The following is a 25,430-nucleotide window of genomic DNA, read 5'->3' on the forward strand; positions in this document are numbered from 1 at the left end:
ATTCCCTCTCTCTTATGTGGATGGCGTGATTTTGCTCTGGTCCTCCAGGGGTTCCCCCAGCACCCGGGCCAGGAGATAGCCCTCCCGCACGCCGCAGGCGCTGGCGGTGATGGTCTGGGCCCCATAGGCCTTGGCGATGGTGTCCAGGGCCAGCAGGCCGGGAATGATGGTGTGAATCCGGTCCGGGACGGTCTTCAGCAGCAGCCGCAGCTCGTCCCTGCCCGGCTTCTTCAGCCGCTGGAGCATCTCCTTCAGCTCGTCCCGGTCCAGGCTCCGGTCCCCCGCGGGGCGGTCGAACATGGCGTTGGCCACCTTGCAGGCGGCCCGGACGGTGCCGCCCACGCCGCAGATGTGCCGGGCGGGGGGATGCTGGGGGACGAACTGCTCCAGCTGCTCCTCCACGGCCCGGCGGATGGCCCTCCGCTCCTCCTTGGTGGGGTGAAGCTTGGAGACGTACTTGCTGAACAGGGACAGGGAGCCCACCGACAGGCTGCATGCGCTCTGAATGGCCCGGTTCCGGTAGGAGACCAGCTCGGTGGAGCCGCCGCCCAGGTCGGCCAGCAGTCCGGTGTACAGCCCGGCGTTCTGGATGGCCCCCCGGAAGGAAAGCTCGGCCTCCTCCCGGCCGGAGAGCACGTCCACCCGCAGCCCGGTGGCCGCCATCACCGCCCCCACCGCCTCCTCCGTGTTGGAGATGTTCCGCAGGGAGGCGGTGGCGAACACCCGCAGGTCGGGCAGCTCCAGGTTGTCCATGAGGGAGCGGTAGCCCTGCAAAGTCTGACAGGCCACCTCGATCCCCTCGGGGGTGAGGGCCCCGTGGCGGACGTAGCCGGCCAGGCCGGCCATCACCTTTCGGTTCATGAGCAGGCGGATCTCCCCGCCCTCGCACTTGTAGATGGACAGGCGGACGGTGTTGGACCCCACGTCCGCGATTCCGTAGATCATAATGCTGTTCCCTCGCTTTAAACGCTCCGCCTGACGCGGGGATGGAGGCGCCGAACGTGAGCATAAGTAATTTTTAGTATACCACAGCTTTGTAAAAATGGCGTATATTTTTCGTAAAAATGAGAAGATTTTTCCAGCCGGACACTTTGGAGCGGTTATGTTAAGTCTAATTTAAATGTTTGAAAATCCTTGATTAAATGCCCTTGAAGCCGGTTTTTTCCGGTGCTATACTGTGGCGCGGAACGGAAACCGTCCCCCAATTCGGACCGGATGTGCGCCGCTTGTGTTGGCCTCGGACGGCCCCGTTGGAAACTCTAAGGAAGAAAGAGGGAGTCAAACAAAATGCGCAGATATCGAACTGTGTTGGCCTGCTCTCTGAGCGCGCTGGCCCTGGCGGGAGCCTGTATCCCCGCGCTGGCCACTCCGTACAACGACAGCAGCGTGACCGGCGGCTCGGAGGCCTGGAACCAGTGGGTTCAGGAGTGGGAGACGGTCGCCACGGATTACACCAAGGTGTCCCTCACCCCCGGCGAGGATGAGACGCAGCTGAACTTCGCCTGGTACAGCCAGAACAACGGCTCTGCCGCCACCCCCGTGGTCCACTTCGGCACCGACCCCAGCAGCCTCACCGCCTTCACCGGCACCGCCGCGGCGGTGGACACCAGCCTGACCGACGGCGTGGCCTATGACTACAACCATGTGACGGTCACCGGCCTGCAGGAGAACACCACCTACTACTACACCGTGGAGAAGAACGGGGTCCAGACCGAGCCCGTGGAGTACACCACCGGAAGCTTCTCCTCCATCAAGATGCTCTATGTGGGCGACCCCCAGATCGGCGCCTCCAAGGGCCAGACTCAGGGCAGCGAGTCCCTGAACGCCGACTCCGGCGCCGCCAACACCGCCGCCCGGAACGACAGCTTCGGCTGGAACCGGACCCTGGAGATCGCGGCGCAGCAGAACCCCGACCTGAACTTCATCATCTCCGCCGGCGACCAGGTCAACAAGACCGGCCAGGCCAAGGAGGAGGAGTACGCGGGGTATCTGGACCCGGAGGTGCTGGCCTCTCTGCCTGTGGCCACCACCATCGGCAACCACGACTCTCTGAATCCCGACTACACCTACCACTTCAATAACCCCAACGCCACCGATTACGGCGCCACCCAGGCCGGCGGCGACTACTACTACTCCTACGGCCCGGGCCTGTTCATCGTGCTGAATACCAACAACTACAACGCCGCCGAGCATGAGCAGGCCATCGCCGAGGCCGTGGCCGCCTACCCCGACGCCAAGTGGCGTGTGGTCACCATCCACCAGGATATCTACGGCTCCGGCCTGGACCACTCCGACACCGACGGCATGATCCTGCGCACCCAGCTCACCCCCATCTTCGATGAGTACGACATCGACGTGGTGCTCCAGGGCCATGACCACACTTACAGCCGCTCCAAGATCCTCTACGGAGACGGCCAGACCCACGGCGCCTACCAGTTCCAGCTGGATGAGACCGGTCTGGACTACGACTGGGATCACGCCTACAACATCGCCACCGGCGAGCAGATCCCCCTGTACCCTGAGGACGGCGACACGGCGGGGCAGGCCCTCCAGTCCGCCTTCCAGCAGGACAACCTGTGCTACACCATCGAGGATGTGAGCGGCACCACCGTGGTCAACCCCCAGGGCACCCTGTACATGACCGCCAACTCCGCCTCCGGCTCCAAGTTCTACGAGCTGCTGGCCACCCAGCAGGACTACATCGCTGTCCGCAGCCAGAACTGGCTGCCCAGCTATTCGGTGATTGAGATGGATGAGGACTCCTTCACCATCGACACCTATCAGATCACCGCCGACGGCCAGGTGGAGGCCATTGACCAGACCTTCACCATTGAGAAGCAGGAGAACGCCCCTGAAACTCCGGTGGAGGCCCAGCCCATGACCCGTGCCGACGCGGTGCAGGCCCTCTATGAGGACGCCGGCTCCCCCGCGGCCTCCGGCGCCTCCTTCACCGACGTGTCCGGCGACGCCGCCTACGCCCAGGCCGTGGCCTGGGCCGCTCAGAACGGCATCGCGGCCGGCAATGGGGACGGCACCTTTGCCCCCAATGCCCCCGTCACCCGGGAGCAGCTGGCTGTAATGCTCAGCCGCTATGCCGCCCTTCAGGGCCGCGCCCTGTCTGCGGGCCAGGATGCCCTGAATGCCTGCTCCGACGCCGCGTCTGTCTCCGGCTGGGCCCAGAGCGGTGTGGCGCAGGTGCTCAACGGCGGGCTGCTCACCGCGGAGAATGGACAGTTTGCGCCCAAGGCGACTGCCATGACCGACGAGCTGGCCAACGCCCTCGCCCAGCTGTAATCAGCGGACGGGGATAGGGCGCTGAAGCCCCCTGATGTTACTTACGGGCACACCCCGGCTGACGCCGGGGCGTGCCCGCTTTCAGACTGTGAGGAAATGAGGAAATACGGATGCGCAATCTCAATCTGGACCCCAAGTATTTGCTGAAGCGGTGGGGGCCCCCCATTCTGTTGCTGTTGTTTTTTCTGGCCTTTGTCATCTGGATCAATCAGGTGGACAAGACACCGCTGGTATCCCGGGAGGGGCAGACCTTTGAAAAGGCGGTAGTCACCGAAATTATCCAGGACAACCTCATGCCGGACGGAAGCCGGGTGGGAGAACAGCGGATCATGGTCCGCATGCTCACCGGCCCCAAGGAGGGGGAGGAGCTGGAGACCACCAGCAGCTCCGGGTATCTGTTCGGCGCCGGATGCACCGTGGGCATGCACGTGGTAGTGATGCAGAGCATTGCCGGGGATACAGTGATCAACACCGTTTACACCCAGGACAGAGAGATGACTATTTATATCTTTGCCGCCCTCTATCTGGTGGTGCTCTGCCTTGTGGGCGGAAAGCAGGGGCTGAAGGGGGCCCTGGGACTGGTGTTTACCTTTTTGTGCATCCTGTTTGTATATCTGCCGCTGGTGTATCGGGGATACTCCCCCTTCTGGGTGGCGGTATTTGTGTGCATCATCACCACGCTGGTCACCATGTACCTCATCGGCGGTCCCACCAAAAAGACGGTGGTGGCCACGGGGGGCACCGTTGCCGGAGTGGTGATCGCCGGGTTTTCCGCCACAATCTTCAGCATCGCCTCCGGGATTTCCGGATGGAATGTGTCGGATATTGAGAGCCTGCTCACCCTCTGGAATGTGAGCGGGATTCAGGTGGGCGGCCTGCTGTTCTCCGGCCTGCTCATCTCCAGCCTGGGTGCTGTGATGGACGTGGCTATGTCCATCGGCAGCTCGATTGGAGAGATCCACGCCCAGAACCCCACGATCTCCCGAAAGGAGCTGTTTAAGGCGGGGATGCATGTGGGCCGGGATATGATGGGCACCGACAGCAACACCCTGATTCTGGCCTTTGCCGGCGGCAGCGTGAGCATGCTGGTGCTGGATTACGCCTATGACCTGCCCTATCAGCAGATCATCAACTCCAACAATATCGGCATCGCCATCATGCAGGGGCTGTCCGGCAGCTTCGGCATTGTGCTGGCGGTTCCGGTGACCGTCCTGCTGGCGGTGCTGCTCTACACCCATGAGCCGGCCCCGGCCTCCGGGAAGCCGCTCCCCGAGTTGCCTGAGAACTGAAAAACAGAGAAAACTCCCGCTTCGGAGCCGTCCGAAGCGGGAGTCAAACTGTCAAAACCATATACTTTAAGGGTTCAGAGGGAAAGATAGTGTGAAAGAAAACCGTCAGGGTTGTCTTTCACGTGCAATCACCTCACTTTCCAGAACGGTTTATCGTTCTGGAAAGTGCTGTCAGCTTGTTGAAAAGATTTTTTCGACAAGCTGAACTCCCGCTCCGGATGACTCTGGAGCGGGAGCTTTTTCAAATCGCGAAGCGTAGGCGGGGTCAAACCTTCCGCTGTGCCCGGGGGCGCTGAGACAGCTCCGCCACGGCGGTGTAGAGCACGTCGGTGGAGGAGTTGATGGCGGTCTCGCAGGAGTCCTGAATGACGCCCACGATGAAGCCCACGCCCACCACCTGCATGGCCACGTCGTTGGAGATGCCGAACAGGCTGCAGGCCAGGGGGACCAGCAGCAGGGAGCCGCCGGCCACGCCGGAGGCGCCGCAGGCGCTGATGGCGGACAGCACGCACAGCACCACCGCGGTGGGGAAGTCCACCGGGATGCCGAGGGTGTGGGCCGCGGCGAGCGACAAAATGGAGATAGTAATGGAGGCGCCGCCCATATTGATGGTGGAGCCCAGGGGGATGGACACGGCGTAGGTGTCCTCGTTCAGGCCCAGCTCCTCGCACAGCTTCAGGTTAACAGGAATATTTGCGGCGGAGCTGCGGGTGAAAAAGGCGGTGAGGCCGCTGCGCCACAGGCATTTGAGCACCAGTGGATAGGGGTTGCGGTGCAGGAAGATGAAGGCGATGAGCGGATTGACCACCAGGGCCACAAACACCATGGTCCCAACCAGCAGCAGGAGAAGCCGGCCATAGCTGGCCAGAGAGTCGATTCCCAGCTGGGAGATGGAGTTGAACACCAGGCCGAGAACGCCGAAGGGGGCGCAGCCGATGATCCAGCGAACCACCTGAGAGACTGCGTCCGCCAGCTCGCCCAGGGCCCGCTTGGTGCCGTCTCCGGCTTTCCGCAGGGCGATGCCCAGCAAAACCGCCCAGGCCAGAATCCCGATGTAATTGGCGTTTACCAGGGCGTCCACCGGATTGGATACCAGGTTCATCAGCAGGGTGTTCAGCACCTCGCCGATGCCGCCGGGGGAGGCGGTCTGGCTCTGCGCCTCCGTGAGCTTCAGAGTGACCGGGAACAGAAAGCTGGTGATTACCGCCACGCAGCCGTCGATAAAGGTCCCCAGCAGATAGAGGAGAATGACCCGGGACATGTTGGTCTTCTGCCCCTCCTGGTGGCGGGAGAGGGCGGTCATCACCAAAAACAGCACCAGCAGCGGGGCCACCGCCTTCAGGGCGCCCACAAACAAATCGCCCAGCAGTCCGATGGGAGCGGCCTGGGGAACCGCCAGCCCCAGCACGACGCCAATGATCAGACCGCCCAGGATTCGGAGCACCAGACTGCTCTCATTCCACTTTTTTAACAGATTTTTCATGGTTTTCCATCCATTCCTTCCCTTTTTCGAGTGGGAACTTTAGTATACCACGATTTGGCCCGGGCCGCCTACCCCGCATTTTGGAGAACAACTGTCTTTTTAGGAGGGACAATTCAGGCAGGAACGACAAATTTCCCCTTACCCGCTTAGGAAATACAGCAGGAGACCATAGAGGATGCTGGCGCTGATGCCATATACCAGCACCGGCCCGGCCACCACAAAGAGCTTGGCCGCCGTGCCGGTGATGAATCCCTCGCTTTTGAACTCCAGGGCGGGGGACACCATGGCGTTGGCAAAGCCGGTGATGGGCACCAGGGTGCCCGCCCCTGCCCGCTTGGCCAGCTTGTCAAACCACCCCAGGCCGGTGAGCACCGCCGCCGCAAAGACCAAGGTCACCGACACGGCGGTCCCAGCCTGTTCCTGGTCTAGTCCCAGGTTCTGGTACCAATTCAGCAGAGCCTGCCCCAGTGCGCAGATGGCCCCGCCCACCCCGAAGGCCCAGGCCACATCCCGCCACAGGGGGGAGGGCTTTACGCGGGCCTGGACCAGACGGCTGTACTCCTGATTGCTGATCTCCATTGTGAGACATCCCTTCTATATGAAAGTGCGGACTTCAGACAGTCCCGGTGCATGTTAGCCTGCCCGGCGGGCAGAAAACTATGCGCCGGGAGGTATGGACCGGCCCTTTCCCGCATACAGTGACACCAGAAAGAGGTGGTATGGGAATGGTATACGGGAAAAAACAAATCGGACTCGCCTTTTTGCTCACCGCCCTGGCCGGGTGCCTGCTCCACGGACTGTATGCCCTCTGGCCCAACGCATTTACAGCTCTGGTGGCTCCCATCTGGGAGAGCCTCTGGGAGCACTTGAAAATTTTGGCCTGGCCCTATCTGGCCGCCGCTCTGGTCCTCACCTGGAACCGCCCCACAGGAATTCGGCCCTGGCTGCTCAGCCTGCTGCTCATGTGCGCCGGGATGCTGGGGGCGGGGTACCTGTACCACATCGTTCTGGGGGGCGAGTCCTTCTGGCCGGACCTGGTGCTGTATCTGCTCCTTCTGCTGTTTGGCTTCTGGTTTCCACGGCGGTTCTCCGGCCCCTTCGAGGGGGTGAGATGGAAGCTGCCCCTGGCGGGGGTGGTGGTCCTCCTGCTGCTGATGGTCCTGTTTACCCTGTCGCCCCCGGACCTCCTGCTGTTTGTGGACCTGTCCGGGGCGGACACCTGGAGCCAGCTGCCCTGCTGACCTCTTTTCTTTCCCCCGCGGCTCTGGTATACTGACTATACTAACGGGTGACAGCGGGAGGGAGGAGCAGCCATGGTACTGTATGGGGCGGAGCATCTGACGGAGCGCGCTCAGGCCTATGACCTGCTGGAGCGGGCGGCCCGCCTCCACTGGGGCTGGGACCGGCTGCCGGAGGTGGCCAGGGAGGAGCGGGGAAAGCCTTACTTTCCCGAAGCGCCTCAGTACCACTTCAATCTCTCCCACAGCGGGCCCTTTGCCCTGTGCGCCCTGTCGGACCGCCCGGTGGGGGTGGACATCCAGGTGGTCCGCCCAGCCTGGTCCCCCAAGCTGGTGGACCGCAGCTGCACGCCGGAGGAGCGGTCCTGGCTGGCGGCGCTGGGGGACCGGCCGGAGGACTTCGCCGCCCTGTGGGCGTGCAAGGAGAGCTTGGGGAAGGAGAGCGGTTATGGCGTCCCCCATCCCCCCTCCCGGCTGTCGGTCCCGCTGCCCGGAGACGGGGGACCGCTCCGCCCGGGGGAGGCGTATCTGCTGGAGGGGCGGCGGCTCCGGGTCTACGCCGGCCGGGGCTGGCGGGGGGCGGTGTGCGCCTGGGAGGAGCCGCCGGAGGAGATCCGGTGGCTGACGCTGTTTTGAAAATTTATGTTCGGACGGAGGGGGCCTGCCGGGTCAAGGGGCGGGCCCTCTGTTTTTGTGCCTGAAACGTATAATAAAACTCCACTTTGAGCCGGAATGTAGGGGTGCAATACACATTGGACGGTTCTATAAAAAGAGGGAGGACATGGAAACCTTGCGTCCAGCTGTTGGTCGCAACTCAACTTTGACCGATGAGGCCCGATCCTTCATCCTTTTTCTTCCCCTGTCTAATATCTATTGTAGTCCTACACCTGCACGCTGGAAATTCCGGAAAGTGCTTGACTTCTGCAAAAAAGTCCGGTAAAATAATACAGCCGTCTATTTATGCCCGGTTCACATCAGACTTGTTTCCTATACTGCTGTGACTCAATGGCAGCGCGTCTCACGCGTGGTAGGAAGACCGTCGGTTGTCCGTAAGGTCAGCAATCCCAACCCGCCCAAAAGTCAATATGCTGGAATAGCTCAGTCGGTAGAGCAGCTGATTCGTAATCAGCAGGTCGCCGGTTGTCCGTAAGGGCAGCGACTCTAAGCCTACTCAAAAGTCTATATGCTGGAATAGCTCAGTCGGTAGAGCAGCTGATTCGTAATCAGCAGGTCGCGTGTTCAAGTCACGTTTCCAGCTCCAAAAAAGCTCCTTGTTCAACAAGGAGCTTTTTTGTTTTACAAAATCAGCGAATCATGATACCATGTTTATTATAAAAATTGGGAAATATCGATTGGAATGGACGCCGAAGGATCAAAAAGGAGACCGCTGATGTTTTATCAAATGATCACCAACGCACGGGATCGTTGGTTTGCCTCCTCCACCTGTACTGCGCGGGAGGTCGTAAAATATATTGAGCAGACGAACCAGATGCGTGACGCCCAGGTGGATGCCATCAAGACATATCTGTACCTGAAAATCGCCTGTGGATGTGCGCCGCTCTCGCAGTTATTTTGCCAGGGGGCATTCAATACCCTGGACTTGGAGCAGGAGGAAATTTCCACCAGCGTCCGTGACTTTCTGGCTGCCCATCCTGCTGCTGCGGCGCTGTTTGAATATGCCTGTCTAAAAAATGACAGCGGGGAACAGGTTTCCGAGATGCTGGAAAAGCAAATCCGCAAAGACCCGGAGAGTATTGATTATGAAATACTCTTCCAGAAGGCCTTCTATGGGGTGTCCTATACAGACTACCTGTTCAGTCTCCCCATGGGAGCGGGAAAGACCTATCTGATGGCAGCATTCATTTACCTGGATCTGTATTTTGCCAGAAATGAACCGAATAACCCAGCCTTTGCCCACAACTTTATGATCTTCGCTCCCTCCGGCCTGAAGTCCTCTGTGGTGCCAAGTTTGAAGACCATCCAGCGGTTTGACCCCACCTGGGTGATCCCGGAACCGGCCGCCTCGGAGATCAAGCGGCAGCTGTCTTTTGAGGTACTGGATCAGTCCAAGACCGCGAAGAAATCCAACAAGACGAAAAATCCCAATGTGCAGAAGATCGCCAATCATCAGCCCCTTTCCGAACTGTTCGGCCTGGTGGCTGTGACCAACGCAGAAAAGGTGATCCTGGATCGTATTCAGGAAAAGGCCGGACAGATCAGTATGTTTGAGGAAAGCGATGATGAAAAGGATCGCCAGGCCAACGAGCTGCGAAACCTGATCGGAAAGCTGCCCTCTTTATCTGTATTTATCGATGAGGTTCACCACGCGGTCAGTGATGAGATCAAGCTCCGTGCGGTGGTCAACAAGTGGGCGGAAAATCAGACCATCAATTCCGTTATCGGATTCTCTGGTACGCCCTATCTGGAAAAGGCAGAAAAAATCCAGGTGACAGCTGGCTTCTCCGTCTCCTCTGCTGAAATTTCCAATATTGTCTATTACTATCCTCTGATCGACGGCGTGGGGAATTTCCTCAAGCGGCCCATCGTGAAGATCGCCGATCTGCCGGACAGCAGCCGGATCATCGACCACGGCGTCCGGGAATTTCTGGACAGCTACAAGGATACCGTCTACCCAGACGGGACTTGTGCCAAGCTGGGGATCTACTGCGGGACCATCGAGAAGCTGGAGGAGATGGTCTATCCTCTGGTGGCCGGCATTACAGCGGAATACGGCCTGTCCGCTGACTGTATCCTAAAATTCCATAAAGGCAATAAGCAGTATCCCCAGCCGGCGGACAGCCAGATGGAATTTGACAGCCTGGACCAGTCCTTCTCCAAGATCCGCATCATTCTGTTGGTGCAGATCGGGAAAGAGGGCTGGGACTGCCGAAGCCTGACAGGAATCGTCCTCTCCCAGGAGGGGGACTGTCCCAAAAACATGGTGCTCCAGACGGCCTGCCGCTGTCTGCGCCAGGTGCAAAAGGACGCCTTAGAGACCGCGCTCATTTACCTTAACAGCAGCAACGCGGACAAACTCAACAGCCAGCTGCAAAAGCAGCACCATATCTCCCTGCAGGAATTTGCCGACGCGGATCATCACAAGATCCGGCTGAACCGCTATGACCGGACAAAGTATCTTCGGCTCCCAAAAGTTGATTTCTACCAGCTGAAGATCCACTATGAAACCCTGATCACAGATAAGGCACGGCCGGAGGAGACACTGCCTGCCGCTTGTGAAGGGACTCAAGCGGCCACGGGGATCATCAAAACCACCGACCTCTCCATGAAGATTATAGAGAGAAATGTGGATGATGAGGAGCGCGGCGACACTCCTGCTGTCTACTACCCTTGGCTCTATGGAATCGTCCGTAGTTCCCTGGGAACCCTCACCATGGAACAGCTGCGCCCCTATGACTGTGTCCTGCGGGAGGTATTTCAGAAGATTACTTATCAGCGGGGAGCGGGCCGCTGTTTCAGTTCTAAGTACAACCGGGCCGCGGTGGAGGCAAATATCCGGAAGGCGTTCTGCGACAGCCGCTCCTTTGAGACGAAGGAGGAGCGCATCCCCCAGTCGGCCAGCTTGCTGAATATTGCGAACTTCACGCCGGTGGTAGAGACAACGACTCCGGATGCCTACTGCCCCAAACAGGAGCAGGTGGAGAAGATCATCCTGGACGACCAGGGTAAACTGAAAATGAAGCCGGACATTCAGGCGGCAATTCTGGCTCTGGAGGCAGATGACAGCGCGGCAAATCGGGCGATCGCGGCCACGCTCCGAAAGCAGAATTCCTCCCACCCCCAGAAGGACCGCTCCTTCCACTATCTGCCCTATCACACCGACAGCCCCTTTGAACAGGATTTCCTGAATGAGGTACTCACCTTCCCGGAGGTGGAAGGATTGGGGCTGGAGGTCTACTACAACGGAGACCGGGCGCTGACCGAGTTTAAGATCAAGTGCTACCGGAATAGTGGGGGCCGCTGGGAGTATGTGGGGATGTACACTCCGGACTTCCTGATCCTCCAACGGAAGGACGGTGTGATTCACAAGGTAATGATCGCCGAGACCAAGGGCAAAATCTATGCCAGCGATCCCAAGTTCAAAGACAAGCGGACTTTTATGGAGACGGAGTTCCTCCGTCAGAACAACGCCGCCTTCGGTTATGAGCGGTTCGAGTATCTGTACTTAGAGGACAGTATGCCGGAGCGGGAGCGGCTTGCGCTGACACATAAGAAGATTTGTGAGTTTTTTGAGGAGAAGTAGACATGGACTGGATAGATTATAGGGAAAGATTAGGCATTGGGTTTTCAGATCAAGACAAAGCATCATATTTCATGGTTAAAATTTTTAATATTCTTGATGCTAATTCGACTATATTGCGTACCCAAATTGATGAAAACGAGTATTTTGAATTCTGTAATATGACGGGTACCCCGATGAAACATGGCCAGTTATATGGTGACGGTTTAGAACTTATCACAAATACCCTACGTCGAAACAGTAAGACGTTGACACAATTTCTTGCTTATTATGTCGCATTTATTAATTGCCAGACCGATAATAATTACAAGAAACTTACAAGAGAAAATTATAAAAATATAGTATGTAACTTGCTTGACGAGTCTCACATTCCGTTTAGCATTATGGAAGATAAGGATGGGTATTTCATTTTTCCAAAAGGGGCAAAAGAACTGGATGATGCTCTGATTTCACAACCTTTGGAATGGTTAAGTCAGTATCCAAACGCCAGAAAAACATATATCATTGCGTTACATCAATATGCAGATGGAATATATATTCGCGATGTTGCCGACAATTTAAGGAAAGCGTTAGAAACATTTCTCCAAGAATTTCTTGGAAATGATAAGAATCTTGAATCAAATAAGAATGAGATTTGTAAATATTTAGGACAGCAAGGTGTGGATGCGGGTATTTCCGGATTGTTTCAACCACTGATTAATTCGTATAAAAATGTCAATGACCGAATTGCAAAACATAATGACCGTGTAGATGAAAAATTGCTTGAATTTTTGCTCTATCAAACGGGGGTGCTGATTCGCATGGTCTTGAGCGTGAAAGGAATGGAGGCCGAAACTAATGCCGATTAAATATATCCCCTTCATCCCAGAACCTGTCGAGGGGCAGGCTGTGCTGGGCAATTTCAACCGCATCCTCAAGTACAAGGGCGCGGACGATGTGTCCATGGTGCTCCAGCGGGGGATGCCACTGTACGAGATGGAGAAACAGGAGACGGTGGGCGGGAACCCGGACGGTAACCTGGTGATCCGGGGGGAGTGCGTCTCCGCCTGTGCCTATCTGAAGGATCGGGGCATCCAGGTGGATCTGGTCTATATCGATCCGCCTTTTGCCAGCGGCGCCGACTACGCCAAGAAGGTCTACATCCGCCGGAATCCCAAGGTGGCCGAGGCCATCGCCCAGGCGGAGCAGGAGCTGGACATCGACGAGCTGAAAGCCTTTGAGGAGAAGATGTACGGCGATGTGTGGGACAAGGAGAAGTACCTCAACTGGATGTATGAGAACCTCATGGCCATCAAGAGCGTCATGAGCGAGACGGCTTCTATCTACGTACATTTGGATTTTCATGTTGGGCACTATGTCAAAATCCTATTGGACGAGATTTTTGGAGAAGATAACTACCAAAATGATATATATTGGTATTACTACAACAAATTGCACGGTGCAACTAAACAGGTATTCCCCAGAGCAACTGATATGATTCTTTATTATGTAAAAAATCGTGAAGCGGGTTTTACATTTCATCACTTGACAGAGGAACGGGAGAAGCCTATTAAAAAACTTAAATATAGCTTTGTTAATGGGCATATTCAAAATGATAAGGATGAAAGCGGAAAGTCTATTACCTATTTGAGTACTGAACGGCAGATAGATAATGTATGGAAAATCTCAATGCTTCAACCCGCAGATAAAACAGAACCTACTGGCTATGCAACCCAAAAACCAGAAGCACTTCTCGAACGCATTATCAAAGCCTCCTCCAACGAGGGGATGCTGGTCGCCGACTTTTTCGGCGGCAGCGGTGTCACGGCGGCGGTGTCCAGCAAGCTGGGCCGCCGGTTCATCCACTGTGACATCGGCCTCAACTCCATCCAGACCACCCGGGACCGCCTGAAAACGGACGGGGCCCAGTTTCAGGTGCTGGAGATCAAGGACGGCGTCCAGCTCTACCGCAACCCGGTCCAGACCATGGACAAGATCAAATCCCTGATCCCCGGCTTGAAAAACGAGGACTCCCTGGACTCCTTCTGGGAGGGTGCCGTCACCGACAGCAGGCTGGGCACCATCCCGGTCTATGTCCCCAACCTGATGGACAGCTCCTCCAAGCTGCTGGATGTGGTGACCATGAACCGCATCATCCACCAGGCCATCCCCGACCTGGACAGCAGCATCAAAAAGGTCATCGTCTACTACATCGACATCACCAGTGAGGAGGAGATCCGTAAGTTCATCGCCCAGGACGACAGCACCGATGTGGAGATCGAGCTGCGGGATCTGAAAGCGGTGCTGGACGGCGTGGTCATCGGCGACTGGGCGGAATTCCATGTGGAGGAGCGGACAGACGACCTCTTCGGCCGTTATGCCGTGGTGGTGGATGCCTTTGTCAGCGACCGGGTGCTCCAGAAGATCGACGAGTTTAACCAAAAGGCCCGCATGAACGCCACTGCCAAGAAGCCCTTTAAGCCCATCGAGATCAGCGACACCGGCCTGGAGCTGATCGAGTACCTGAGCCTGGACTGCACCGCCGGCCAGGGCGAATGGCACTCCGACAGCGAGATCAAGATCGACAAAAATGGCTTTGTCATCCGCAACGGCGAGAAAACCAAGGAATTCTGGGACGGAACGATCCGCAGTGAGAAGAAGCCCCTGCGGCTGAAGATCCGCAATATCTGCGGGGACGAGACGGTCTGGGAGGTGTGAAATGCCCCTCCAGCTTCAATTAAATTATTGAATCCAGACAGGAAATAGCTACTAAAATAGATGAGCCACATAATAAACGTGCCAGAAACTTCCCCTTGTTTCTGGCACGTTTCCTATATTGTTCAAAGTCTCCGATTGCTCTGATACTCGATTATCCACCAAATTAATCCAAATATAAACAGAAGAATAACAACAATGAAACCCTGTTCAAATGGCACTCCAAAGTGCTCCTCTATAACATCAAGAGTTCCAATCGCACCAATTAAAGAGATGACATAAAGCAAAATGTTCAAAATTGTAGCATTTCTGTTTTTCTTTAGATCATTCTGTACAGTTAAATAGGATATTTTTAGTTGAAGAGCTTCAAAATGCTTTTTGTACGTCACACTCTCCTTAATGCAGTTTAACAGATTGTGCGTTTCTATTGGAAGGTTTGGTGAGCAAAAGAGATTTTGCAAATACATATTATTTCTTACCAGCCTATGTATGTCGGTTTCGTCTTCAAGGTTAGTTATTTGGAAAACATGAATATAAAGTTTTACCGCCTCCAATATAATTGCTGTAAACAGAACAGCGGTAATTTCATTATTATTAAAGTTTGAAATTACACTACACCCGTCTTGCGGATAATACTCATACAAGTTTACAGTGCTAATATCTTTAATGGTGGAAACTGGTTCTTTAGTACCCATAAGCTTGCATAAATAGTCCGGAATGTTTTCTATATTATTGGAAAAAACCACTGTATCATGGACAAATGAATATTCTTGGGCACGGGAGGATTTATTTGATAGTTCCCATATAAAATTAGAAATCATTTCATATATAACTTCAGGCGTTCTCATGTCCGCATTGGTAGTATGCTCCACATCAAAAAATTGATATTTTTCAATATGGAGCAAATTATAGTTTTTTGTCTTTGCGCCCACATCATCTTTTGATAGGGGTTTTCCAGTCTTATAGTCTATGATTTCAAAGACGACAAACCAGACGCCATTCATCATAAATGCGCCCGCATCCACTTGATACATTTGACCGTTAATCCAAACGAGAAAAGGATCAAGCCAAATAGTAAATGAAATTTTGAAATAGCGACTATCTAAAAAAACAGATTGCGCATGCCGAAGATTGGTATAAAAGCCAGAATCTTTTACGGTATCAGCAGTACCGAGTGGCTTGAAAGAAAACGTACTTCCTTGATGTACATAATCATATTCAACTTTTACTTTCAAATTTCCATCAACAGAGATAAAGACATCATCTGTTGCAATAAAAGATAGATGGTGCTTTATTAGCAGAGATTGTATATTCTGCTTTTTTCCAAGATGAAATAGCCGATAGATTTTTCTCGAAATTCTGTTTGCCGTCGTCATAGTATAGTGTGTTGGATCGTATGCACTTATAAATAAAACAGTGTCACCCACTTGTAATTAACCTCCTGTTCAGCTTACAGATTATCTTACTTCGGCCAAATCGTTTCCATGGAGCTTCTGGCCGCCTCAGCGATCAAACGTTTCATGAGCTCCATCTGTGGATCAGGCTCGTGAGGGACAAGCATCTCCTCCAACTCCTTGGCGTGGGCCTTGGGATCCACCGGATTCTCCACACCGTAACGGTCGTGGAGACTGGCATGTCCGCCCCTTGCCTTTCGGATCTGCTCCCCAGCGGTGATCACAGTCCATTCCGGATTGTCTGCGGACAGATCCAGGTGCATCATATTCACAAACAGTTTCTCTGGAACAAAGTCCATGTCCCGCTTGATGTACGCCCGCCAAGATGTCCGGTCCGGCTCGGGGAGCGTATCCCGGGCGGCTTTGTGGGTGTTCAGGTCCCCGTCTATGTCGATCCGCCGAAGGAACTCCTCGGCGGAGATGCCGCCCGCCTGATATTCCTTCTTTGCCTCACGCGCCCCGTCCAGCCATGCCTCGTACTGCGTTCTGCCGAAAGGGAGCAAGTGGTTTTCCCCATCCGGGCCAGCCAGCTCCAGCCGGTTGGCCCGCTCCTCCAGCCGCCGGCGCAGGCGCTCGTAGATCGCCAGTGCCTCATCCGTCTCTGCCCGGAACCGGCGCATGCGCTTAGCCCCCTCCTGCTTGCATGGTCTTCCATCCACTTCTCCGTAACAGTATCGGGACTCCGCCTCGGTTCTTGGCACAAAATACTGCCAGCAGTTCTCGCAGCGGGCGATCCGCTGCCTGTCCTGCTGAAAGTAGAGAGACAGCTCCGCCAGACAGAGTTCGTACAGATCACGCAGAGCATATTCCCTGACTGTGCCCACGGGAGCACCAGCCTGTTTCGGCAAAAAGCGGATGGGAAACGTTCGGTCAATGAGGCCCGGCCAGGTGTCCTCCAGCGCACGGAAGCGGTCCCGTTGAGTTCCGCGCTCGAAGTCCGCAAAGCCGATCTCAAAAATGTTTTTCATCCGATTCTGCAGAAAACATGGGTGGCGCAATGCATTCAAAACAGCAAAGGCCTTTCGAGAGGCAAAAATCGGCTGCCCATCATCCAGCAGCTTTGTAGCAGGAGCCAGGTAATACAAGACATCCCAATACGCTGCGGGCATAATTTCCGCGAGTTGCCCCGCCAAGGGGATTGCCTGCTGCGCGAAGTCCTCATAGTCCTCGTAGGGCACCTCGCTGCGCTCCTCAAACACATCGTGCTCCTCCCACAGGCGTTCTACCGAGGCCCGATAAGAGGAAAAATCAAAGTTCACAAAGGAGACCAGCTCCTCGGTGGGCGACTGCCCGTGCAGATGCATCTCCTGGCCGTCCAGCCAAACCAAGATCAACTCAACCGTCTCCCCGGTATCTGTCAAAAGATAGATACCGGGTTTTCTTTTTCTGTCCATAGTCTGCCGCCCTTCCGTCGCATCGACTTTTGCAGAAAACAGGGAAGTTCCTTTCCTATGTAAGTTTTCTTTTCCTGATTTTATCATGAGAACGGCGGAAAAGAAACTATCGCTTTTGAGAACATACAGGAAAGGATGTGTAGGAAATGGCGCCTGATTTGAAACTCATCTCCATGGACGAGATCAAAGCAGAGGAGGTGAAATGGCTCTGGTATCCGTACCTTCCGCGAGGGAAGCTGACCATTGTCCAGGGTGACCCCGGCGAGGGCAAGACCACCTTCGTGCTGGCGGTGATCGCCGCCCTGACCCGGGGCGAGACTCTGCCGGAGAGTGAAAAAACGCTGGAACCGCTGAATGTGATCTACCAGACGGCGGAGGACGGGTTGGCGGACACCATCAAGCCACGGCTGGATGCCGCCGGTGCGGACTGCGCCCGGGTGTTGGTCATCGACGAGAGCCAACAGGAGCTGACCCTCTGCGACCAGCGGCTGGAGCAGGCGGTTCGCCGGACTGGGGCACAGCTCATTGTGCTGGATCCCATCCAGGCATATCTGGGAAACGATGTGGACATGCATAGGGCCAATGAGGTACGTCCCGTTTTGAAACGGGTGGCGGCTATGGCGGAGCGCACTGGCTGCGCCGTGATCCTCATCGGGCACATGAACAAGGCTCAAGGGCTGAAGTCCGGCTACCGTGGACTGGGCTCCATCGACTTTCGGGCGGCGGCCCGGAGTGTCCTGGTGGTGGGGCGGCTGAAAGAGGATCCAACGGTGCGTGTGGTCGCCCAGGACAAGAACAGCCTTGCTCCAGAGGGAAAGTCGATTGCCTTCCTGCTGGATGGGGAGCACGGCTTCCAGTGGAAGGGGGCCTGCGACCTGTCGGTGGACGATGTGCTCAGCGGCAGCGGAAAGCTCCAGACCAAGACCACCCAGATGGAGGAGGTGCTGGAGCAGGTGCTCACAGAACCTGTGCCAGCAGAGGCAGTGCTGAACCGAGCGAAGGAACTGGGTGTGTCGGAGCGCACGCTGATGATCGCCAAGAAAAACTTGGGCGTCGTTTCAGAGAAACGGGGCAGCCAGTGGTATTGGCGGCTACCGGAGCAAGGCTGTAAGGATGTAACGGTATAAGGGTGTTGCAATCTTGCATTCTTCCTCCTCTGCAGATAACGGCCACAGAGGAGCGGAGATTCCGTCGACGGAGATTCCTCCCGTTCGGGAGGGCAAGCATCGCGTCCGGCTATACGCCGGCCACAGTTCCGGGGCGCTGCCCCGGCCCCCAGCCCCTGAAGGGGAGAGAGGAGTATCAATGCAGAGAGAAAAGAAAACGGAGATCATCACCCTACGGGTGACGCCCCGCACCAAAGACCGCATCCGGGCCAAAGCGCAGGAGCTGGGCCTGACCGTCACTGACTACCTGTGTCTGTGCGGTCTGGGCAAGAAAATCGTCCAGGTGGACGGCCTGGACAAGGTGCTGTCCGAACTGAAAGCCCAGGGGCGGAATCTCAATCAGCTCACCACCCTGGCCAACATGGGAAAGATCACCGTCGTGTACGGGGACAGGCTGGCGGAGAACTACGGACAGGTCAGCGAGCAGCTCCGGCAGCTCCTGCGGAGGTGACGGGATGGCCACTTTCACCGCAATCAAAAATCGTGGTGGCGGCAGAGGCGCTCTCGGCGGTGTGCTGCGATACACCCAACAGGAGGAAAAAACGCTGTGGGAGGGGCGGCAGCTGGTGACCGGTTGGAACTGCACCGCCCAGTCCGCCCTCTCCGAAATGCAGCTCACCAAGGAGCGGTATCGGAAAACGGACGGGCGGCAGTACTACCACTTCGTCCAGTCCTTCGCAGAGACGGACGACCTGACGCCCCAGGAGGTCCACACCATCGGTCTGGAGCTGGCCCAGCGGGAGTTCCCCAATTTCGAGGTGCTGGTGGCCACCCACATCGACACTGGCCATCTGCACAATCACCTGGTGGTGAACAGCGTCTCTTTCCAAAACGGCAAGAAACTCCACCAGAGCGCCGCTGACCTACAGGCCCACCGGCTGGCCAGTGATGAAATATGCCTTGCCCATGGACTGGAAATTTTGCCTCCGCCCCAGAAGCAGATGAAACAGAAGCGGATAGGCAGTCGGGAATACCGCTCTGCCGCCAAGGGCGAGAGTTGGAAGTTCCGGCTGACCCGTGCCATCGACCTGTGTATGCAGTACGCCGCCACCCGGGAGGAGTTTATCGCCCTGATGGAGAGCGAGGGCTACCAGGTGCGGTGGACAGACAGCCGGAAGAACATCACTTACACCACGCCGGAGGGCATGAAGTGCCGGGATGACCGGCTCCACAAAGATAAGTATCGGAAGGAGGTTATGGAATATGAGTTCCGAATCCGGACAGAGATTATCCATGGAAGAACTGCAGCGGCGGAATCCGCCGCCGTACCCCGTGCCGCCTATCATCCAGGCAGCACAGTCTCAAGCGGCGCAGAAGACGAAGCGAGACTGGGAGGATCTGCTGACCGCCGTCAGCGCCCTGTACCGCCTGGAGCGGATCAACAGCGACAGGCTGGAACGTCTGGAGACCAGCGTTTCAGCACAGGAGGCCCAGCTGCGGGCGTTGACCCGGCAGGTGGGGCAGCTGCCCACCCAGGCCCAGCTGGAGGCGCTGGCGAGGGATGTGGCCCTATTGCGGGCGGAACTGAAACAGGCTGGGAGGCGGAGAGAGATTTCTATTTCGCCGCCCAGTCTGAAGACAGCGTTCTCCATTCTGGTCTGGCTGATTCTGATTTTGCTGGGGACTATGGTTGGGATGGTGGCCTTGCAGACGATCTGGTCCGGCTTGTCCGCGCTCTGGAGCGCAGTTCGGATTCTGATCCCGTGAGGGACGCCACCACCATCTCTCACTATACGGACCGAAAAGTGCTGCGCCGGGAGCAGGAGAAGAAGATCGCATTGGGCCACAAGGAGGACGACCACGAGGAGGAGCAGACTTGGGAGCAAACTATGAAGTATTAGGAGGACGTCATGTTTTTATTTGAGGGAGATCAACTGCGCCACGAAACGGTAATTCGCGGAGTCAAGTATGTTACCGTCAGCCACTACAGTGGAGAACGGGATATTTTTGAAGCGATTGGAGACTTGATCACAGATTCCTTTTGTTCATCAGAGATCCACAAACTTACGAAGGAATCTTCAGTGGATTTGGATATGGATATGGAGGACAAATAACGGTATTGTGTGTTGCGAAAGGGGGTAAAAGCCTTGCAAAATAAGGAGATCGCGGCAGTCTATTGCCGGCTTAGCCAGGACGATGGCAGTGTGGGCGAATCAGGCAGCATCCAAACGCAGAAAACTCTGCTGACTCAGTACTGCCAGGAACACCACATAGAAATTGGAGACTACTATTGCGACGATGGGTGGAGCGGTACCAACTTCGACCGTCCAGAGTTTAAACGGATGCTGGAGGACATCGAGAGCGAAAAAGTCAACCTGGTCATCGTCAAAGACCTCTCCCGGTTTGGACGGGAATATGCTCAGATGGGTCTGTACATCGAACACTACTTTGAGGAAAAGAGCGTCCGGTTTATATCTGTCACGGAGAACATTGATTCGAAAAACGGGATCGACAACCTGGTGCTGCCCTTCACTAATGTCATCAATTCCTTCTACGCACGGCAGGCGTCCACTAAGACCAAGGCGGCACACCGGGCCAGGGTCAAAAGCGGAATGTATATCGGAAGCCGGGCGCCCTTCGGATATCAGAAAGACCCCAATGACCGCCACCACCTGATCGTGGATCCGCCTGCCGCTGATGTGGTACGGGATATCTTCCAGATGTTTGCCGATGGCATCGGCTATGTGAGGATGACCAAAATTCTGCGGCAGCGGGGAATCTTAAACCCACAGGCATATTTCAACCAAAATAATCCGGACTACTACAAAAACAGTAACTACTGGCGCAAGCCCTTTGACTGGCACGCCACCTCGATCCGAGCCATCCTCAACAATCCGGTCTATCTGGGCAAGGTGGTCTTTGGCCGGAGCAAAACCAAGGGCTTCTTTGACAAACGGCGCGTGGAGACAGGGGAAGAAGAATGGGTGGTGGCTGAGAATACCCATGAGCCGCTGATCTCCCAGGAACTTTGGGATACCGTCCATCAGATGATGAAGGCACGGCGGCGGGAAAACGGGAAAGGCGAGGTGCAGCCCTTTGCGGGACTGGTGAAATGCGCCGACTGCGGCTCCTCGCTGAATGTAAGCTATGATAAGAAAAAGGGTAGGTATACCGGCTTCTCCTGCTGGGTCTATAAAAACTACGGAAAAGAACGATGCACCTCCCACGCCATCGGCTGGAAAACTCTGAACCAGTTGGTGTTGGAGGACATCCGGCGCAATGCAGTCGAAGCCCGAGTTTGTACCAGCGACTACATGGACATGCTCATCGCCTCCAGAACAGAAAAGAAAAAAGAGGAGACAGGTCGATGCAAACGAGAGCTGAAGAAGGTAGATAAACGCATGGCGGAACTGAGCAAGATCCTCAATAAGCTCTATGAAGATCTGGCCCTGGAGAAAATCAGCGAGGAGCGGTATCAGGCCATGGCGCCGGACTATGAGCGGGAGCAGATATTGCTGCGGGAGAAACGGGAGAAATTGACCGCAGAGATCGCCCAAAGCGAGGAGATCTACGAAAATGTAGAGAAGTTCCTGCCTGTCATCTGGAAATACACCAATCTCACGGAGCTGACCGCCCATGTTCTCAACGAGCTGATCGAAAAAATCGTGGTGCATGAAAAGGTAGTGGCTGCGGACGGAAGCAAGAGCCAGCAGGTGGATATCTATTACAAGTTCATCGGATGTATCAACCAGAAGCGATCCCCCGCCAGCTATGCCGCACCGGAAAAAGCCGCACTTCAGGAACATCTACCATCCTGTTCACAAACTGCCTGAGAACAACTTGGGGGAGCCGCCTGGAAGCGGCTCCCCCGTGATTTTCTGTTTACAGCTGGTGTGTGAGAAGCCACGCCAGCAGATCCTCGTAGTCTTTTTCTCCAGCGGCCACCTGCAAAATGATATCGGCTAACTCTTGTTGCGTATAAGACAGCTCCAGGCCATTGACGGCCAGGAAAACCAGCATGGCGTGGGCACCGATCCGCTTGTTGCCGTCTACAAACGGGTGATTTTTCACCAGACCGTAACAGAGCCGGGCGGCCTTCTGCTGGAGGGAAGGGTAGGCGCTGGTGCTGCCAAACCCCTGAAATGGCGCGTTGAGGGCCGAATCCAAAAGGCCCTCATCCCGCAGCCCCGGACTGCCGCCGGTCTCATTGATCAGCTGCTGATGGAGCAGCAGAATCTGGTGCTTGCTCAGAACCTTCATTTGGCCAGTTCCTCATAGGCTGCCCGGTTTTGCTGTATGAGTCGTTTTGAGATCTGCATGACATCCTCATCCTCAGCAGCCTGCATCTGCTCCACCTGGCTGAACTCTACGATCAGGTAACGTGGCACATTGTTTTTCAGGATAACGGCGGAGCCCTGCTCGTCCACCAAGCGAGCAACTTTGGAAAAATTCTGGTTGGCCTCTGTGATGGACACCAGAGTATTGGAATTGATCATCATACGATCACCCTCCTTCTGACTTTATTATACGCCATAATAGGAGAAATTCAACCTATAATTTCTGAATTTTGACGGATGTATTTGGGCGCAAGTACGCCTCAGATGATGTATCCTTACCAGCAACCAGCGGTCGCGTGTTCAAGTCACGTTTCCAGCTCCAAAAAGAAAGACACGCTTTTAGCGTGCCTTTCTTTTTGGGTTTCGGCGGCCGAAGGACGCCTCCACCCTTCGGTATTTCAATGCTCGGGGCGGCAGAGCCACCCCTGCTCCAAGGTCTTCGCCTCTGGCGAAAACACTTGTACGCCGCAAAAGCGGCGCGGCCCAGAAGGGCCGTTAGGTGAACAAGGGCTTATGCATAAAATATCGATTTTAACCGTCCTTTTCTCAAAAGCTCCTTGTTCAACAAGGAGCTTTTTAAAACCAGATCATCATCAAAATAGCCATCTCTTTTGGATGGGCGGCTCTGCGGTGGTAGCGCCGCCCAAATTTTGTATTTACCTTTTTGTTTATGCTGGCTAACGGATCGGAACTTCTGTAAACAGCGCACCAAGGCTACAATGGGGTCATGAAAGAAGGTGCCTCTATGTTCTCCCCTCAACAGATTCTTACACTTTTTATGACGCTAACCATGGAACTGAGTCTCACCGCCTGCGGTCCGGAAGCTATGGTGCAATCCGCCCTGGAAACACCCGAACCGCCGGCACAGGTACAGGAGACGCCGGATACTGTACCTGACTCACCCTCAGAATCTTTGGAGCCGGAATTAGAAGTCACCGAGGGGACAGAAACCTACCGGGGCTTCCAGATGGACAATGTCCTCCACGCCCCGGAAGGGGATATCCACTATCATATCTACATCCCAGACAGCTACGACGGCAGCGAGGCTTACGCCCTGTTTCTCACCCTTCCGGGCTATGAGGGGCTGTACTTCCAAGGCATGGGACAGAACCTGTACAGTGAGAACTTTGCCTTTGAGGCGCTGAATTATAACGACCGCATGATTGTGGTTGCCCCGCAGCTCAGCGACTGGGGGGAAACTTCGGCGGCGCAGACCATAGCCCTCACGGAGTATCTGCTGGCCCACTACAATATTGATCAGGAGCGAGTGTATGCCGAGGGCTACTCTGGCGGCGGGGAGACCATGTCCCGTGTTATGGGGATGCGGCCCGATTTGTTTGCTGCCTACCTCCAGTGCTCTTCACAGTGGGATGGGGCCTATGAACCGGTGGTGGAAGCCAGAGTGCCGGTGTATTTCGTCATTGGCGAGGGCGATGAATATTATGGTTCTGAGCCCAGCCGGGAGGCATATAACCGGCTATATGATCTCTATACAGCGGCGGGACTGACCAGGGAGGAGATCAGCCAGTTGCTGGTGCTGGACATCAAGGTTGCAGACTACTTCCGCGAGGGCGGCGCCCCCAACCAACACGGCGGCGGAAATCTGTTTGCCCAGGACCCCGAGATCATGGGTTGGCTGTTCTCTCAGGGATGAGAGATGTCGGGAAGTTTTACCTAGAAGATGGCGGGAGAAAGAACAGGATGGGAAAAAGGTGGATAACGGATCTGGCTCTAACGATGATTCTCCTGTTTCTGATAGGATATTCTTTGATTGGGGAAGAAATTCATGAGTGGCTGGGACTTGGTATGCTGCTCCTGATGATATTTCATCATGCCCTCAACGTGTCATGGTATCAGAATTTAAAAAAGGGACAATATTCCCCCTACCGTTGCGTACAGACTGCACTGACCGCTTTGCTCCTTTTCACGGTGCTGGGCTCTATGTTCAGCGGGCTGATGCTTTCCCAGTATGTGCTGGACTTTCTTCCTTTGCATGGGGGCAACGAGCTGGCCAGGGCGCTCCACCTGCCCTGTGCCTACTGGGGATTTCTCTTTATGGGGCTGCATTTGGGACTCCACTGGGGCGCGGTTATGGGGATGGCTCGCCGTATTATGAATTTACACACCGCCTCCAAATACCGGTCAGGCATTCTCCGGCTTCTGGCCGCAGTGATTTCGTGTTATGGGCTCTACGCCTTTTTCCACAACGGACTGCCGGACTATCTATTGCTGCGATCCTCCTTTGTGTTTTTTTCACTGGACTAGACGGCGTCACAATTCTTGATGGACTATGCGGCGATCATGGGTCTGTACTTGACTATTGTCCACTATGGCGGAATCTTCCTCCGAACGAGGGTGACTTCTTTGAACTATGAATTTACAGCGGACACGCCGGTCCAAACGGTGATTCACGGCCCGGCATTCGGTTGCTGGCCGATCAGATGAGCATGGTATGGATCAATTTCGCACGGAATGGCGTCCCCAGTGCAGATGGTTTGTCGGAGTGGGAACCCTACACCCGCGAGGGAGGCACCATGATGATCCTGGATACTGAGCCGGACTTGGTGCACCACTACGACTGGGTGCTGATGGAGCTGCTGGCCCCCGACTATACATACTGAGGGGAATTATGGCCTGTTCGTACAGGAGCCGCCGGCATGTAGGCCGGCGGCTCCTCAGCTTGTCAAAAAACCGCTGTTGAGTAGAACTCGCGTCAGTTTTGGCGGGGGAGCTCGAGGGGGCGGCAGCCCGCCTCGAGTGGGATCGAATGCCCTGAATGCCTTGCACGGCAAGGCGTTCGGCGAGCGCAGCGAGAACTTTTCCGCCGCTGCGCGGCGGAAAAGTAACGGCATTTTTGCAGGCTGTCGGAAAAGTCCTTGGACT

At 55.6% G+C, this 25,430-nt stretch carries 22 protein-coding genes and 1 tRNA gene; 16 read left to right on the forward strand and 7 right to left on the reverse strand.

Translation table 11 applies throughout. The features are described from left to right. Positions 1–12: 12 nt before the first annotated feature. A complete protein-coding gene (locus B5F19_RS06495) occupies positions 13–945 on the reverse strand; it encodes a hypothetical protein (RefSeq protein ID WP_087289142.1) in 933 nt (310 codons plus the stop codon). A 342-nt stretch (positions 946–1,287) separates the two neighbouring features. Here B5F19_RS06495 and B5F19_RS06500 point away from each other — a divergent pair, with 342 nt between their 5' ends. After that, a complete protein-coding gene (locus B5F19_RS06500; RefSeq protein ID WP_087289144.1) occupies positions 1,288–3,294 on the forward strand; it encodes an S-layer homology domain-containing protein in 2,007 nt (668 codons plus the stop codon). A 110-nt stretch (positions 3,295–3,404) separates the two neighbouring features. Continuing rightward, positions 3,405–4,583, forward strand: coding sequence for a YibE/F family protein (locus tag B5F19_RS06505; RefSeq protein ID WP_087289146.1), 1,179 nt, complete (start codon positions 3,405–3,407; stop codon positions 4,581–4,583). A 265-nt stretch (positions 4,584–4,848) separates the two neighbouring features. On the opposite strand, the gene sstT is transcribed toward B5F19_RS06505, so the two are convergent. Together sstT and B5F19_RS06515 are read right to left on the reverse strand one after the other, a co-directional pair. Beyond that, positions 4,849–6,066, reverse strand: coding sequence for a serine/threonine transporter SstT (sstT, locus tag B5F19_RS06510; RefSeq protein ID WP_087289148.1), 1,218 nt, complete (start codon positions 6,064–6,066; stop codon positions 4,849–4,851). Between the two features lie 138 nt (positions 6,067–6,204). After that, positions 6,205–6,645, reverse strand: a complete 441-nt coding sequence (locus B5F19_RS06515) for a SpoVA/SpoVAEb family sporulation membrane protein (RefSeq protein WP_087289150.1) — start codon at positions 6,643–6,645, stop codon at positions 6,205–6,207. Positions 6,646–6,791: 146 nt separating this feature from the next. Between B5F19_RS06515 and B5F19_RS06520 the strand changes: the two genes are divergently transcribed. From B5F19_RS06520 to B5F19_RS06545, 6 genes are all read left to right on the forward strand, one after another. After that, positions 6,792–7,307 (forward strand): DUF6512 family protein, encoded by a 516-nt coding sequence (locus B5F19_RS06520; RefSeq protein WP_087289151.1) that lies wholly within the window; start codon positions 6,792–6,794, stop codon positions 7,305–7,307. Positions 7,308–7,379: 72 nt separating this feature from the next. Then, the gene (locus B5F19_RS06525) at positions 7,380–7,940 is read left to right on the forward strand and encodes a 4'-phosphopantetheinyl transferase superfamily protein (RefSeq protein WP_087289154.1); all 561 of its coding nucleotides are present in this window, start codon (positions 7,380–7,382) and stop codon (positions 7,938–7,940) included. Positions 7,941–8,489: 549 nt separating this feature from the next. Then, positions 8,490–8,565 (forward strand) — tRNA-Thr (locus tag B5F19_RS06530). A gap of 129 nt (positions 8,566–8,694) precedes the next feature. Next, positions 8,695–11,565, forward strand: a complete 2,871-nt coding sequence (locus tag B5F19_RS06535) for a DEAD/DEAH box helicase family protein (protein WP_087289156.1) — start codon at positions 8,695–8,697, stop codon at positions 11,563–11,565. A 2-nt stretch (positions 11,566–11,567) separates the two neighbouring features. Continuing rightward, the gene (locus tag B5F19_RS06540) at positions 11,568–12,410 is read left to right on the forward strand and encodes a hypothetical protein (protein ID WP_087289158.1); all 843 of its coding nucleotides are present in this window, start codon (positions 11,568–11,570) and stop codon (positions 12,408–12,410) included. Then, on the forward strand, positions 12,400–14,259 hold the full coding sequence (locus B5F19_RS06545) for a site-specific DNA-methyltransferase (RefSeq protein ID WP_087289160.1): 1,860 nt from the start codon (positions 12,400–12,402) through the stop codon (positions 14,257–14,259). The genes B5F19_RS06540 and B5F19_RS06545 overlap by 11 nt, the downstream gene beginning before the upstream one ends. 122 nt (positions 14,260–14,381) lie before the next feature. On the opposite strand, the gene B5F19_RS06550 is transcribed toward B5F19_RS06545, so the two are convergent. Together B5F19_RS06550 and B5F19_RS17915 are read right to left on the reverse strand one after the other, a co-directional pair. Next, positions 14,382–15,683, reverse strand: a complete 1,302-nt coding sequence (locus tag B5F19_RS06550) for a hypothetical protein (RefSeq protein ID WP_087289161.1) — start codon at positions 15,681–15,683, stop codon at positions 14,382–14,384. Between the two features lie 35 nt (positions 15,684–15,718). Beyond that, the gene (locus tag B5F19_RS17915) at positions 15,719–17,104 is read right to left on the reverse strand and encodes a DUF6076 domain-containing protein (RefSeq protein WP_087289163.1); all 1,386 of its coding nucleotides are present in this window, start codon (positions 17,102–17,104) and stop codon (positions 15,719–15,721) included. A 146-nt stretch (positions 17,105–17,250) separates the two neighbouring features. Between B5F19_RS17915 and B5F19_RS06560 the strand changes: the two genes are divergently transcribed. The 5 genes from B5F19_RS06560 (at position 17,251) to B5F19_RS06580 (ending at position 22,043) form a co-directional block, all read left to right on the forward strand. Next, a complete protein-coding gene (locus tag B5F19_RS06560) occupies positions 17,251–18,231 on the forward strand; it encodes an AAA family ATPase (RefSeq protein WP_087289165.1) in 981 nt (326 codons plus the stop codon). A 178-nt stretch (positions 18,232–18,409) separates the two neighbouring features. Further along, positions 18,410–18,721 (forward strand): plasmid mobilization relaxosome protein MobC, encoded by a 312-nt coding sequence (locus B5F19_RS06565; RefSeq protein WP_087289167.1) that lies wholly within the window; start codon positions 18,410–18,412, stop codon positions 18,719–18,721. A gap of 4 nt (positions 18,722–18,725) precedes the next feature. Beyond that, a complete protein-coding gene (locus B5F19_RS06570) occupies positions 18,726–20,111 on the forward strand; it encodes a relaxase/mobilization nuclease domain-containing protein (RefSeq protein ID WP_087289169.1) in 1,386 nt (461 codons plus the stop codon). Positions 20,112–20,120: 9 nt separating this feature from the next. Further along, positions 20,121–20,324 (forward strand): hypothetical protein, encoded by a 204-nt coding sequence (locus B5F19_RS06575; protein ID WP_087289171.1) that lies wholly within the window; start codon positions 20,121–20,123, stop codon positions 20,322–20,324. 33 nt (positions 20,325–20,357) lie between these two features. Continuing rightward, a complete protein-coding gene (locus tag B5F19_RS06580; RefSeq protein ID WP_162612537.1) occupies positions 20,358–22,043 on the forward strand; it encodes a recombinase family protein in 1,686 nt (561 codons plus the stop codon). Positions 22,044–22,092: 49 nt separating this feature from the next. On the opposite strand, the gene B5F19_RS06585 is transcribed toward B5F19_RS06580, so the two are convergent. Next, complete coding sequence (locus tag B5F19_RS06585) at positions 22,093–22,470, reverse strand: type II toxin-antitoxin system death-on-curing family toxin (protein WP_087289174.1); 378 nt, start codon at positions 22,468–22,470, stop codon at positions 22,093–22,095. Next, entirely contained in the window at positions 22,467–22,709 is a 243-nt protein-coding gene (locus tag B5F19_RS06590) for a type II toxin-antitoxin system Phd/YefM family antitoxin (protein ID WP_087289176.1), read from the reverse strand. Before B5F19_RS06590 ends, B5F19_RS06585 begins: the two co-directional genes overlap by 4 nt. 628 nt (positions 22,710–23,337) lie before the next feature. On the opposite strand from B5F19_RS06590, the gene B5F19_RS06595 reads away from it, so the two are divergent. The 3 genes from B5F19_RS06595 (at position 23,338) to B5F19_RS17095 (ending at position 25,168) form a co-directional block, all read left to right on the forward strand. Continuing rightward, complete coding sequence (locus B5F19_RS06595) at positions 23,338–24,201, forward strand: prolyl oligopeptidase family serine peptidase (protein ID WP_242972716.1); 864 nt, start codon at positions 23,338–23,340, stop codon at positions 24,199–24,201. 47 nt (positions 24,202–24,248) lie between these two features. After that, positions 24,249–24,812 carry a DUF4405 domain-containing protein gene (locus B5F19_RS06600; protein WP_162612538.1) on the forward strand — a complete coding sequence of 188 codons (564 nt, stop codon included), beginning with the start codon at positions 24,249–24,251 and terminating at the stop codon, positions 24,810–24,812. A gap of 176 nt (positions 24,813–24,988) precedes the next feature. Beyond that, a complete protein-coding gene (locus B5F19_RS17095; RefSeq protein WP_140394176.1) occupies positions 24,989–25,168 on the forward strand; it encodes a carboxylesterase family protein in 180 nt (59 codons plus the stop codon). Positions 25,169–25,430 lie beyond the last annotated feature (262 nt).

The sequence above is a fragment of the Pseudoflavonifractor sp. An184 genome, assembly GCF_002160305.1.
In the GTDB taxonomy this organism is placed as follows: domain Bacteria; phylum Bacillota; class Clostridia; order Oscillospirales; family Oscillospiraceae; genus Lawsonibacter; species Lawsonibacter pullicola.